General features: G+C 57.8%; 14 protein-coding genes. All 14 read right to left on the reverse strand.

The genetic code is table 11. The annotated features are described in order from the left end of the window. Positions 1-124: 124 nt before the first annotated feature. Positions 125-1,492 (reverse strand): MATE family efflux transporter, encoded by a 1,368-nt coding sequence (locus C1713_RS05505; RefSeq protein ID WP_061946236.1) that lies wholly within the window; start codon positions 1,490-1,492, stop codon positions 125-127. A 22-nt stretch (positions 1,493-1,514) separates the two neighbouring features. Beyond that, entirely contained in the window at positions 1,515-2,687 is a 1,173-nt protein-coding gene (locus C1713_RS05510) for an N-acetylmuramoyl-L-alanine amidase (RefSeq protein ID WP_102493290.1), read from the reverse strand. A 175-nt stretch (positions 2,688-2,862) separates the two neighbouring features. Continuing rightward, positions 2,863-3,471, reverse strand: coding sequence for a MotE family protein (locus C1713_RS05515; protein ID WP_009753979.1), 609 nt, complete (start codon positions 3,469-3,471; stop codon positions 2,863-2,865). 49 nt (positions 3,472-3,520) lie between these two features. Further along, on the reverse strand, positions 3,521-4,129 hold the full coding sequence (locus tag C1713_RS05520; RefSeq protein WP_009753978.1) for a lytic transglycosylase domain-containing protein: 609 nt from the start codon (positions 4,127-4,129) through the stop codon (positions 3,521-3,523). Next, on the reverse strand, positions 4,126-4,593 hold the full coding sequence (fliJ, locus tag C1713_RS05525) for a flagellar export protein FliJ (protein WP_009753977.1): 468 nt from the start codon (positions 4,591-4,593) through the stop codon (positions 4,126-4,128). Before fliJ ends, C1713_RS05520 begins: the two co-directional genes overlap by 4 nt. Continuing rightward, entirely contained in the window at positions 4,590-5,966 is a 1,377-nt protein-coding gene (gene fliI, locus C1713_RS05530; RefSeq protein ID WP_009753976.1) for a flagellar protein export ATPase FliI, read from the reverse strand. Before fliI ends, fliJ begins: the two co-directional genes overlap by 4 nt. Beyond that, positions 5,963-6,754, reverse strand: coding sequence for a FliH/SctL family protein (locus C1713_RS05535; RefSeq protein WP_102493291.1), 792 nt, complete (start codon positions 6,752-6,754; stop codon positions 5,963-5,965). The genes fliI and C1713_RS05535 overlap by 4 nt, the downstream gene beginning before the upstream one ends. Further along, positions 6,747-7,766 carry a flagellar motor switch protein FliG gene (fliG, locus tag C1713_RS05540; protein ID WP_050341465.1) on the reverse strand — a complete coding sequence of 340 codons (1,020 nt, stop codon included), beginning with the start codon at positions 7,764-7,766 and terminating at the stop codon, positions 6,747-6,749. Before fliG ends, C1713_RS05535 begins: the two co-directional genes overlap by 8 nt. Before the next feature lie 2 nt (positions 7,767-7,768). Next, positions 7,769-9,349 carry a flagellar basal-body MS-ring/collar protein FliF gene (gene fliF, locus C1713_RS05545; RefSeq protein WP_009753973.1) on the reverse strand — a complete coding sequence of 527 codons (1,581 nt, stop codon included), beginning with the start codon at positions 9,347-9,349 and terminating at the stop codon, positions 7,769-7,771. Between the two features lie 69 nt (positions 9,350-9,418). Further along, entirely contained in the window at positions 9,419-9,721 is a 303-nt protein-coding gene (gene fliE / locus C1713_RS05550) for a flagellar hook-basal body complex protein FliE (RefSeq protein ID WP_009753972.1), read from the reverse strand. 26 nt (positions 9,722-9,747) lie between these two features. Further along, positions 9,748-10,203 carry a flagellar basal body rod protein FlgC gene (flgC, locus tag C1713_RS05555; protein ID WP_102493292.1) on the reverse strand — a complete coding sequence of 152 codons (456 nt, stop codon included), beginning with the start codon at positions 10,201-10,203 and terminating at the stop codon, positions 9,748-9,750. Positions 10,204-10,217: 14 nt separating this feature from the next. Next, entirely contained in the window at positions 10,218-10,637 is a 420-nt protein-coding gene (gene flgB / locus C1713_RS05560; protein ID WP_061946229.1) for a flagellar basal body rod protein FlgB, read from the reverse strand. 147 nt (positions 10,638-10,784) lie between these two features. Beyond that, complete coding sequence (locus C1713_RS05565; RefSeq protein ID WP_102493293.1) at positions 10,785-11,642, reverse strand: Asp23/Gls24 family envelope stress response protein; 858 nt, start codon at positions 11,640-11,642, stop codon at positions 10,785-10,787. Positions 11,643-11,669: 27 nt separating this feature from the next. Next, on the reverse strand, positions 11,670-12,500 hold the full coding sequence (locus C1713_RS05570) for a PHP domain-containing protein (protein ID WP_061946225.1): 831 nt from the start codon (positions 12,498-12,500) through the stop codon (positions 11,670-11,672). Between the last annotated feature and the right edge of the window lie 12 nt (positions 12,501-12,512).

Genomic DNA, 12,512 nt, shown 5'->3' on the forward strand with positions numbered 1-12,512 from the left:
AAATCACACAGCTATGTCACATCAATCCTACGAAGAGATTATATACCGAATCCTCCGTTCCATTTGCATTATCATACCATATTTCAGGGTAAATTCAATAGGATTTTTTCACAGAGCACAGCCTTTATGACTGCTCGGCCTGCATCGTTCTGCGCATCCGCTGCTCGATGATGCGCAGGCGGATCATGAGGAGCACCGCGCCGACGACGATCCCGCCGATCAGCCCCGCCCAGTAGCCATACGGACCGAGATTGGTATACAGCGCGAGCAGATACCCACTCGGCAGTCCGATCCCCCAGAAGGACAGAATGGCGAGCCAGAACGTCACCGTCACGTCCTTGTACCCGCGCAGCGCCCCCTGCAGCGGCGCATTGACACAGTCGCTGAACTGCATGAGGAGCGCGTAGAGAAGAAACACCTGCAGCAGCTCCTGTACGGCGGGATCCGTCGTGTAGAGCGCGGCGACCGTATCGCGCATGGCTGCGAGGACGAGTGCAACGACACCGACGAAGAGCAGCGTGAGTACGCGGCTGAGGCGGATGTAGGCGCGCGCACCGCTCTCGCGGCCGCCGCCGATCTCATAGCCGACGAGAATCGTAATCGCCATGGAGACGGAGAGCGGCAGCATATAGACGATGGTGGTGAAATTCATCGCCGCCTGATGCGCCGCAAGCACCGTCGTCCCGTACGCCGCCATCAAAAGGCCGACCGCGCCGAAGATGCTCTGCTCACAAAATACCGTCAGCCCGATGGGGACGCAGATGGCAAGCAGTGCCCGCCATGTTCCGAGTGCAGGGCGCGGCAGATGCGAAAAGACGCGATAGCGGCGGAACTGCGCCATACGCAGTGTGACGACGATGTTGAGGATGAGATTGACACAGTAGCTGAGCGCCGCCCCCAGTCCTGCACCTGCTCCGCCGAAGGCGGGGACGCCGCACGCGCCGTACATGAAGATGTAATTGAGTACGATGTTGAGCGGCACGGTCGTCATGGTGATGAGCATGGTTAATCGCGTCCGCCCATGCGCATCGATGAGGTTGCGCAGGACGCTCGCCACGGCAATGGGGATGACCCCCCAACCAATGTAGGAGAGATAGCGCAGGGTGATCCCCTCCACCACGGGCTCGAGCGCGAGTGCGTGCACGAGATGAGGAACGGTGAGTGCGCCGATTGCATAGAGCAGTACAGCAAGGAGCGTCGCCCAGCAGAAGCTCTGCTGAACGACGCTCCGAATCTCACGCGTGTGCCCTGCCCCGTAGTGCTGTGCAATGATAGGAGTGAGTCCCGAAATCAGTCCGATGAATGCACCGAATACGGGGAAGAAGATGCTCGCGCCGACGGCAACACCCGCGAGATCCTCCTTGCTGATGTGTCCCGCCATGACCGTATTGAAGAATCCCGGTGCCATGAGGGAAATCTGCGTGATCAGTATGGGAAAGAGCACGATAAAGAACTGCCGTGCACGTGCCGGATAGCCGTGAACCTCCTTCAAGGTCTCCCTCCCCTCTCATCAATCATCCAAAATAGTCTGCAATCCCGTCCGCAATGCCGCGCGCGATATTTTTGACGCCCTCCTCACTGTTCATCATCCGCTCCTCATCTGCGTTCGAGATGAAGGAGATCTCCACGAGTGTGGCGGGCATATCCGTATGCTTCACGACGTAGAAATTGCAGGTCTGCGTGCCGCGGTCGAGTGTGCCGATGGCGTCGATGAGTGCCAGACGCACACTGTCAGCAAGACGTTTGGATTTCTCCGATGCCTTTGCATAGTAGTACGCCGTCGTCCCCTTGACCTCGCGATTGGTAAACGCATCAGCATGAATCGAAAGGAAGATATCCGCATTCGCGCGATTTGCGATCTCGCAGCGCGCCTCCAGTTCCTCGACGGCCGTAGCATTTGCTCCCTTGTCAGAGACTTCCGTATCCGTCGTGCGTGTGAGCACAACCGTTGCGCCCTCTGCCTCAAGGAGACGCTTCAGCTCACGGCTGACGCGCATCGTCACATTCTTCTCCATGACTCCCGTCGGACCAATCGCGCCTGAGTCGCTGCCCCCATGACCGGGGTCAATGGCGATCTTCTTCCCCTTGAGTCCGATGATGTCGGAGATATCATGGCCGACATCATCGCCCGTATGGTCGCCATCCCGTTGATCTGAGGGAGGCGTCGTCTTGGGCGGTGCTGGCTTCACCGGTTTGGTCGGCTGCTGCGTCGGAGCAGGCTTTGCAGGCGGTGCCTTCGTCCCCGCTGTGGCCTTCGGTGTACGGCCAAAGTCTAGGACGATGCGCGGCTTTCCACCATCGAGGGAGAACACCTTCCAGCCGTCCTTCCCGACGGTCGTATCCACCACGATGCGCACCGTTTTCTCATCGAACTGTGCGGCGCGGACCCCCGAAACGAGGGGCGAATTCACCGAAACGTTTTTCTTTGCCTCTGGCATGATCCACGCATTTTGAACGTCCAGTACAACGCGTGTCGGGTTCGCTAGGACAAACTGCCGATAGGTGACGGGATGATCAGAGTCCACCACGATGCGGACATTCCCCTCGGTGCGTCCAATGCGGATGCCCGTGATCTTCGCCATATCCTTTGTCCGGTCGCTGAACGCGGCATCTGCTGTCCCTGCGGGAAGGAGGACGCCGAGCATCCCGATGAGAAGTGCGGCGGCCAGTAAAAATATGCGGTGCAAGCGTATACCCCCTAACGGAAGTTTGACCATGCCCACGGACAGACTTCCAAAAAGCCTGCGAAGAGCTTGGGCAGCACCGCTCGATTCAGCGATTCCTTCCAGCAGCTTCACAGGCTCTCCCATTGACCCTCTGCGGCAGTGTCGATTCACTCAGCACTGCATCTTCATCAGTGTATTATTGTTCTGGCGGTGCGCTCTGCGCTTCTCCGGGGACAGCACTTTCCTCTGCCTCACCCGGCACAGGAGCATTGCGACGTGTCGTCGCACGGCGCGGTGCGCCCTCATACATGATCTGTGTGATCTGCGCCGCACGGTCAGGCTCGAACTCCGTCAGCACCTTCGCCGCATTTCCTTCGTCCATACGCTGGAGAATGGCAATGCAGAGATTGATGTCGAGCGACTCCATGACCTTGGCAGCATCCGCCGGTTTCATATCGTTGTAGAGGCGAGCGAGCTTCGTGATTCGCTTCTTCTCTGCCGTCTCGCGTTCCTTCTGCTGCTTTTCGATTTCCTCTTTGGTGATCTTGACGCTCTCCGGTACCTTCTTTTGCTTCGTTGCCGTGCTCGTCGTCGAAGACGATGCGGACGAGGACTGCGAACTCTCTTCCTCGCTCTCCGCCGGCGGCACAAAGTACTCACCGACCACAGGCAGCTCATGGAGTTTATACTCCTCGTTGAGCTCCTTCGTATCAAAGAGACGGAGATAGACGCCGAGAGCAAATCCGCCTACAATCAGCACGAGGATTAAGATCAGCACCAATAGGATCTTCAGTTTTTTCCGCATGGATTTCCTGCCCTCTTTCTCTTCCCCTTATCCTGCCCATCTCATCCGATTAGCGGTATATATCGAGAACGCGATTCACGTAATCCTGCGTCTCCGCATAGGGAGGTACGCCGCCGTATGCCTTTACCGCATTGGGTCCTGCGTTGTAGGCAGCAACCGCCTTTTTCACATCGCCGCCGAAGGTGTTCATCAACTCGCTCAGATACTTCGCGCCGCCCTCAACATTGCCCTCCGCACTGTACGGGTCAACCCCAAGCCCGGCGGCAGTCTCCGGCATGAGCTGCATGACGCCGACCGCGCCCGCAGGAGAGACGGCATCCTGATGTCCGCCCGACTCGACCTCGGCGACGGCCGAAACGAGTTTTGGGTCGACGTGGTACTTCTGTGCCGCCTGATGAATCATCTGCGTGAGGTCGGGATTGGCCAGATCCGCCTTTCCTGCCTTCTCCGCGTGCGTCGGTGATGCAACGGGCTTTGTCCCGTCAACACGCTGCGCAGCCTGTGCTTTGGACGCCGCCGCAGCCGTGTTCTTATCGATCTCCTGCTGGAGTTTTGAAGCGAAATCCAACCCCGGGAGATTCTGCTGTTTGAGGTTGAATTCTCCCTCGATCTCGGCGATGCGCGCCTGAATCTGCTGAATGCCCGAAAGATCTATCATACGGCTTCCTCCCATTCCCTATTGCGCATGGTCAGCTGCAGGCCGATCTCATCAAGCATCTTCTGCTCTTCCCGCAGTGCCTCCGCCTTGTACTCGGCAAGGCGTTTTTCCCTTAGTTTCTCAATGCTCTTGAGCGCGCTCATCTGCTCCATCAGTACTTTCAGTGCTTTCTGGCGCACGGCGTTCGCCCGCAGGATCACCTGCTGCTGATCTTCGATCTGCTGCCGTTTCCATCCAAAGAATTGGTTAAAACTCATGAGCCGACCGATCTTGATGTGCGTGCCCTCCTTGGAGATCTTCTCGTAGTCACGCTGTCCCTGTGCCATCTCCTCGAGCAGCTGCCGCTGATAGGCACGTTCCTCCTCCAGAGCTCGCACAGCTTTGGCAAAGGCGACCTCCGCCTCTTCCTTCTTCATGCGCGTCACCTTGAGCAAGGTCTCGAGCTGAAAGCGAAATTTTTTCATGATGCCGCCTCATTTGCGGACGTTTCTTTCCCTGTCAGGCCGATGAGCTGCTGCTCCGTCTCCGCGTAGGAAGTCACCTCGTAGATGCCCTGACAGAGAAAGTCGTTGATGCCGTCGATCTTCTGGATTGCGGCGTCGATCTTCGGGCTGGAGCCCTTGACGTACGCACCGATGTGGATGAGATCCTCCGCTTCCTGATAGACGGCCATGAGTTGACGCATTTCCTGCGCCGCCTCGAGATGATTCTTCGCAACGACCTCATACATGACACGACTGACGCTGCTGAGTACGTCGATGGCAGGAAAATGGTTCTGCGCGGCGATCCGCCGCGAGAGCACGATATGCCCGTCTAGGATCGAACGCACCGCATCGGCAATCGGCTCATTCATATCGTCGCCGTCAACCAGCACGGTATAGATGCCCGTAATGGATCCCTTTTCGCTCGTGCCCGCGCGCTCTAAGAGACGCGGCAGCATGGCGAAGACCGACGGAGTATAGCCGCGCGTCGCGGGCGGCTCGCCGATGGTGAGCCCGACCTCGCGCTGCGCCATTGCAAAACGTGTTACAGAGTCCATCATGAGCACTACCTTGCGCCCCTGATCGCGGAAGTACTCCGCAATCGCCGTTCCCGTCATAGCTCCCTTGATGCGGACGAGTGCCGGCTGGTCAGAGGTGGCAACCACGACAACGGAGCGTTTCAGACCCTCCTCGCCGAGATCGCGCTCGATGAAATCGCGCACCTCACGTCCGCGCTCTCCGACGAGCGTGATGACACTGATGTCCGCCTCTGTATTGCGTGCAATCATGGAGAGCAGCGTGGACTTGCCAACGCCGGAGCCCGCCATGATGCCGATGCGCTGTCCGTCCCCCATCGTGATGAGCCCGTCAATCGCGCGCACACCGACGTAGAGGTTGTCATGGATGCGCGGCCGCGTCAACGGAGGCGGCGGCGGCGCCTGCAGGGGATACTCCTCCTTGGCGAGGATGGGGCCCTTGCCGTCGATTGGATTGCCGAGTCCGTCAAGCACACGGCCGAGCAGCTCCATACCAACCTTCACGCGGAGCTGGCGCCCCGTTGCGACAACCTCGCAGCCAGGGCCGATGCCCTGCATCTCGCCGACCGGCATGAGGAGAACGCTCCCCTCGCGAAATCCGACGACCTCCGCCGGCACGGGCGGCATCCCTGCAAAGTGAGAGCTCACATAGCAGAGCTCACCGACCGTCACCGTCGGCCCCTGCGACTCGATGACCAACCCGATGATCTGCGTCACCTTACCCGTCAGCTTCATCGGTGAAGCAGCGCGGAGTGCATCCTGGAACTTATGGATATTTATGGAAAATGGGGGATTTCCCCCCGTTTCACTCGTATTCATAGCATAACTTCCCGCACCGCCTTCTTCAGCTGTTCGATCTGCGTCTGCAAACGCGCATCAACACTGCCGTTAGGCGTCTCCACAAGGCAGTCGCCCGGCTTCAGGCTCTCATCGGATGTAATCGAGAGACTGCTGTCCCCCGCTGTCACAATGCTGCGCAGTTCATCGCGTGCCATCAGCACAAAGTCATAGCTGTCCGGCGGAACGTGGACGACAATCTCTTTCTGATCCTTGACGCGCTCGATGGCATCGCGCACAATGGGCAGAACCATCTGCGGCACATCGATGAAATGCTGCGGAAGAACGCGCTCCACGGCAGTCATCGCAATAGATACGATGACCTCCTCCGCCTGCATGAGGTAGTCACGCATCGCGTCGTGTGCATCGCGCAGGGTCTTCTCCGCCTTCGCGTTGGTCTGGCGGATGAAATCCTCCATCTCCTCGCGTACGGCGGCCTCGCCCGCCTCTCTGCCAGCAGCAAAGCCCTCGTCGTGCCCCGCTTGACGCGCCTCCTCGCGATCCTTTTCGATCTGCTCTTTCGCCTCGCTGAGAAGCTTCTCCCGCTCCTGTTCGATTTCACCGCGGCGTACGGCGATCTCCATGTCCAGCTCTTTACTGCGGACATCAATTGCGTGTTCACGCTCCTCGATGCGCGAGAGCAGGAACTGGACGGTCTCCTCGCTGACACCATCCTCCATGCCATCTGCGGACGGCGGAACGGAGGGGGCGGGGACGTCGATGAGATGCGGGTTCTCCTCCCAGATGGCGGCCTTGATAACTCTAGACAATCATCTCGTCTCCCTTGCCGCGCGAAATCACAATCTCGCCCTTGTCCTCGAGTACGCGAATGACGGCGACAACCTTCTGCTGTGCCTCCTCCACGTCGCGAATCTTGACCGGGCCCATGAACTCGATCTCCTCGCGCAGCATATCTGCCGCACGCGTCGACATATTCTTGTAGACTTTCTCTGCAACTTCCTGTGGCGTTGCCTTGAGCGCGAGGGAGAGATCCTTGGTCTCGACCTGACGCAGGACAAGCTGCAGGGAGCGGTCGTCGATCTGGACGATGTCCTCGAACACGAACATGAGCTTTTTGATCTCCTCGGCAAGCTCGGGGCTGTCGACCTCGAGGGTTTCGACAATCGCCTTCTCCGTCGTACGGTCGACGCGGTTGAGCACCTCGACAATCGCCTTGATGCCACCTGCCGATGTAAAGTCCTGTGTTACCATGGACGACAGCTTCCGTTCCAGCACACGCTCGACCTCGCGGATGGAGTCCGGCGAGGTGCGATCCATGGTTGCGATACGCTTCGTGACCTCGACCTGAGACTCCGGAGGCAATGCTCCGAGAACAACTGCTGCCTGATCTGGCTCCAGATACGCCATGATAAGGGCGATGGTCTGGGGATGCTCGTTCTGGATAAAGTTGATAAGCTGTGCTGGGTCGGTCTTGCGCAGGAAGTCGAACGGACGCACCTGCAGACTCGTCGTGAGACGGTTGATGATCTCGAGCGCCTTGTCCGGACCGAGGGCCTTTTCCAGGACGTTCTGTGCATACTGCAAACCGCCCGAGGAGATGTAGTCCTGTGCCATGCACATGGAATAAAACTCCGAGATGACCTCCGCCTTGAGAGCGGACGAGACCTGCTTCTGGTTGGCGATCTCAAGCGTCAGCTGCTCGATCTCGTCGTCATCCATGTGCTGAAACAGCTTTGCGGAGTACTCAGGACCAATGGCGATAAAGAGGATCGCCGCCTTCTGCTGGTTGGTCAGATCACCGCTGCCATATAGATCCGGCATGGTTACTCCTCCTCCGTAAGCCAAGTCTTGACCAGGAGCGCAACCTCCTCAGGCTTGCTGTCGATGAGCGCAAGAAGCGCGAGTTTCTCGTTCATCTGCTGCTGCTCCTCCTCAGAGAGATCCTCTTCCTCGACCTCGCCGGCAGCGATTGCGGCGGCACGCTCCTCGGCAAGGCGCTCTTCTTCGAGACGCTTTGCCTCCTCGGCAGCCTCGCGCTCGAGACGCTTCTTGCGGCGATACATGAGAATCGCGGCAACGATGAGTGCAATGATGAGAAGAACGGCGCCAACCTGCATGTAGAAGATGCGGTCCTGACGATCCTTCTCTGCCTGCAGCTCCGCCGCACGGCGGTCTGCCGCCTCCGTGCTGAACGGCAGCGGCTCAACGGAGATCGTATCGCCGCGCGTCTGATTGATGCCTGCCGCGCTGCTCACCGTGCGCAGGATGCTCTCCTGCTGCGGCTGCGTCACGTCGTCATTGACAAGGACAGCAACCGTCATACGGCGGATCGAGCCCGGGGAAGCGATTACGTGCTGGCGTTCCTCGTTGATCTCATAGTTCTTCGTGGATTCTTTTTTCTCGTAGGCAGCGTTCGCGTTTGACTCCTGCTCAACATAGCCCGGGACGTTGCTCTGGACGCCCGCAGGGCCGCCGGGATTCGTCGAACTGCCGTTGTAGCTCTCGGAGATGTCCTGCTGGCTGCGGATGATGCCTGCATCATCTACCACAGGGGTAAAGGTCTGACGATCTGTCAAGCGGTCGTCAAAATCCAGCTCCACACTGACGCGGGCAAATGCACGCCCTTCCCCGAGCGTCTGATCGAGCAGGGTCTGCACCTTTTTCTCGATGTTGTCCTGCACCTTGCGCGTCATCTCAAGCTGGGTGATGGTCTTTGCGCCAAGCCCCTTCTCATCCTGATCGTCTGGATCATTCAGGATCTTGCCCGTATCGTCGACGATGGTGATGTTCTCCGGCGTCAGCCCCTTGATGCTGTGTGCTGCGAGATTGACAATACCTTTAATTTCCTTTTTCGTCAGCTCTGCATGCGGCTTCAAGCGCAGCATAATGGAAGCCGTCGCCGGCTTCTCCTCTTTTTTGTAAAGGCTGTCCTCGGGCAGCACGATGTGAACACGTGCCTTATCGACTGCCTCGATCTGCTCGATGGTACGCGTCAGCTCGCCCTGCAGTGCCTGCAGATAGTTGACACGGTTCTGGAACTCGGTCACGCCGAGTTTGCTGTCGTCGAAGATCTCAAAGCCCTTGTTCCCGTGCGGAAGTCCCTGCACGGCAAGGTTGAGGCGAGCCTCATGCACATTCGCCGTCGGAACGAGAATCGTCGTGCCCGACTTATTCTCCTGTATTTCGTAGCTGATCTTCGATTCACGCAGCTGATTCGCGACCTCGCCCGCATCTTTGGTCTCCATGTCGGTAAACAGCGGAACCATATCGGGCTTGCTGCCGTACCAGAAACTAAGGCCGAAGACCAGTACGAGAATTGCGAGTGCCGAGCCGAGCATGATGTAGCGCTGCCGCTTGTCAAAGCGTTTCCACAAGGCAAGGCTGCGCTCTTTCCACTCTCCCATAATCTCTTTCCCTTCAAGTCACCGCGGTTGTGCTTCCCCGCGAGGGTGCAAACAGAACGGCAGTTTCAGTTATACCTGCATCCGCATGATTTCCTGATAGGCAGAAACGGCACGATTGCGCATCTGCAAGGTAAGCTGCAGGGCAATTTCAGCCTTCTGCCCTGCCACGATAACCTGAGAAACATCTTCCACCTCACCCGCAGCGAGCAGCTTCGTCTGCTCCTCTGATGCAAGCTGAAGATGATTGACTTCGGAGAGGGCATCTTTTAGGTAGGTGCCGAAATCTTTGCGTTGGGATTTGTCGATGGTCTCGCCCAAATGGCTGGGTGCACGCATCGTTACAGGAGTCATTTGCAGTGCTTGTACTTCCATAATGGATCCCCCTTACAATGTGTGCATCAGTTTCCGCCGCCGATGCGGAGTGCCGCATTGACCATGGCCTTCGCTGCATTGATCGTCGTCGTATTCGCCTCGTAGCCGCGCGACGCCGAGATCATGTCGACCATCTCAGCGACGATGTTGACGTTTGGGCGCTCCACGTAGCCGTCTGCGTTTGCATCCGGATGCCCTGGCTCATAGACCAGAGGTCCCTGCGTGTTGTCTGCGCGAATGCCGACAGCACGTACGCCGTCACCGGGGCGCATGCGGTTCGACGCACGTGCCAGGAAGGACTCAAAGCCGATGCCATGTCCCTTCTCACGCGGCTGAAACACGACATAGCGGCGGTGATAGGCACCCCCGCCCTGCGTCCGCGTCGTATTCGCATTCGCGATATTGTTGGAGATCACGTCCATGCGAAGGCGTTCCGCTGTAAGCCCGGAGGCCGCCGTATCAATTCCCAAAAACATTCCCATATCATGCCCTCCGATCAGCCCTGACCACTGGTGATGACACTCTTCATCCTACTGATGTGTCCCCCCAGCTGATTGGCAAGTACATTGTAATAAAGTTGGTTCTTTGCGACCTCTGCCATCTCAACGTCAATGTCGACATTGTTGCCGTCCAGGCGCATATTGGTCGTATTCTCCTGCTCGATGACACCGTGTGCCTTTCCGCGATACGCTAGCGGGAGGTGGCGGTCATGCGTACGCACGACTGGCATCAGCGGATCGTCCTCCAGCCCCAATTCCTTCTTCAGCAGATCCTCAAAGCGGACATGACTCCGCTTGAAGTTCGGTGTATTCACGTTGGCGATGTTGTTGCTGAGCACCTCATGGCGAAGTGTCGATGCTGCCATGGCACGGCTGCTGACATCTATCACCGAGGTATTGACCACCTGCTCCAGCATGAAACGTCACATTCCTTTCCTCGATATTTTTACGCACACAAAAATCGACATACGTAATAGATATATATTTAGTTCTACGTCCCCATAAAAAATCCTTTTGATTCTGCCTTTTTTTCTTAAAAAATGATAAGGCTTTTCGTCACCGCGTTATCCTTCGGCACGCAGAGAGGGCTGCGCGTCGACATAGAGGCTCTTGACCAGGATATCGACCTCGTGAACGACCATCCCCGTCATGCGCTCGATCTCCGTCTGCAGACGATGGCGCAAGGCGACCATGGTCTCCTTGATCGCATGTCCATAGGCGAAGACAACCTCCAATGAGACCGTGATGCCGAGATCGTCGTCCCCGTTCACGATGTGGCGGACGCGCGTCCCACCGACACGGTATACGTTCTCGAACTTCTCGGCGGCAATGCGCACGATGTTCTTGATAACTGAGTCGTCGATGATGAGTTTTCCATAGTAGCTGAATACAGGGCGTACGATGGAGCGCTCCCCGAGCTTGCGGCGCTTCGACGAGGAGGTCTTGAAAAAGCTCTTGATCGGGTCAATGAGATAACCCGAAAAATGTGGCTTCAGTTCGATGCTTGGTACGGGAATGATGTGCTCGCCGCGTTTCAGGCGGTGATACTGGGCGATCTCCATATCCTTCTTGGAGGCGACGTCCTCGATGCGGATGATCTTACCGACTGGACCGATACCAAGTGCCTTCGCGATCTTCTGCACCATATTCTCCGAGGTGCCGAGGATCAGGATGCGGCGCGGCGCACACTCTTCAATCGCGCGCCGTACATCGGCGGCATGTCCCGGAAGGACGAAAATCGCACGCCGTACCGCCATGATGCGGTTCTTTTCCTTCTTTGCTGATGTGCCGCCGACCACTTTCCCATCTTTGATGAGGATGCCGTCATCAATGATGGCATCTGCGCCATTTTTTCGGGCGACCCACAGTGCGCGGTGACTTTTTCCCGTTCCGCTCGGGCCGACAAGGGCAATTACGTCCATTGTGTCCCTCCTCTTTTCACGGTATCCTCACGTATGCTGCGGCGGGCGATAAAAATTTTCCGCATAGACATCCTCGATCGTGAACTGCCCGATCTTCTCTGTTCCGCGTCCGGGAAAGCCACGGTAATCCGAGCCGCCCGATACGAGAAGTCCATACTTCTGCGCCACATCCAGGTAGTGCTGCGTATCCTGCCTGTCGTAGGTGGGATAAAATGCCTCAACCCCCTGAAGTCCCTGCCCGACGAGCGTCATGATGATCGTCTCATCGCCGACAGACTTGGGATTTGCGAGGACGGGGATCCCGCCCGCCCCGCGGATGAGGCTGATGAGCTCTTCGGCAGAGACGCGGAAATGCGGCACATAGGCAGGCTGCCCACGCTTCAGCAGCTGGTCGAAGCAAGTGCGGACGGAGTCAAAATAGCCCTTTTTCACCAGCACGCGTGCAACGTGAGAGCGACCGATTGCCTTGCACATTCCCTCGTCCGTCAGCACCTCAGTCTCACCAATCTCATAACCGAGGCCGCGCAGGAGCTCCACGATCTTCGTGAAGCGCGTCCACCGTGCCTCGCTGATCTCCTCGAGTTTTTCCTGCAGCCCCGCATCGTAGATGTCGATGTTGTAGCCTAGGATATGGACGTCGTGCCCGCCATCGCCCGTGCTGAATCCCACCCCGGGGATCACCCGCAGGCTGCCGGAGGAAATGTGTCCGCTCTCATACAGCTCCGTCACGCCCTCAACCGAGTCGTGATCCGTAATGGAGATGTAGCGCAGCCCCGCAGCCTTTGCCGCTTCCATGATCTCCTCCGGCGTATTCCTGCCGTCGGAGAAGGTCGTATGGATATGCAAATCGCTTGGCATATATCTTCTCCT

This window comes from Centipeda felix, from assembly GCF_900186465.1.
In the GTDB taxonomy this organism is placed as follows: domain Bacteria; phylum Bacillota; class Negativicutes; order Selenomonadales; family Selenomonadaceae; genus Centipeda; species Centipeda felix.

Coding starts and splice junctions, on each gene's coding strand:
- fliE (WP_009753972.1), bottom strand. CDS start 9,721: ATGGAAGTACAAGCACTGCAAATGACTCCTGTAACGATGCGTGCACCC.
- fliI (WP_009753976.1), bottom strand. CDS start 5,966: ATGAATACGAGTGAAACGGGGGGAAATCCCCCATTTTCCATAAATATC.
- flgC (WP_102493292.1), bottom strand. CDS start 10,203: ATGGGAATGTTTTTGGGAATTGATACGGCGGCCTCCGGGCTTACAGCG.
- fliG (WP_050341465.1), bottom strand. CDS start 7,766: ATGCCGGATCTATATGGCAGCGGTGATCTGACCAACCAGCAGAAGGCG.
- C1713_RS05565 (WP_102493293.1), bottom strand. CDS start 11,642: ATGGACGTAATTGCCCTTGTCGGCCCGAGCGGAACGGGAAAAAGTCAC.
- C1713_RS05515 (WP_009753979.1), bottom strand. CDS start 3,471: ATGCGGAAAAAACTGAAGATCCTATTGGTGCTGATCTTAATCCTCGTG.
- C1713_RS05570 (WP_061946225.1), bottom strand. CDS start 12,500: ATGCCAAGCGATTTGCATATCCATACGACCTTCTCCGACGGCAGGAAT.
- C1713_RS05520 (WP_009753978.1), bottom strand. CDS start 4,129: ATGATAGATCTTTCGGGCATTCAGCAGATTCAGGCGCGCATCGCCGAG.
- fliF (WP_009753973.1), bottom strand. CDS start 9,349: ATGGGAGAGTGGAAAGAGCGCAGCCTTGCCTTGTGGAAACGCTTTGAC.
- fliJ (WP_009753977.1), bottom strand. CDS start 4,593: ATGAAAAAATTTCGCTTTCAGCTCGAGACCTTGCTCAAGGTGACGCGC.
- flgB (WP_061946229.1), bottom strand. CDS start 10,637: ATGCTGGAGCAGGTGGTCAATACCTCGGTGATAGATGTCAGCAGCCGT.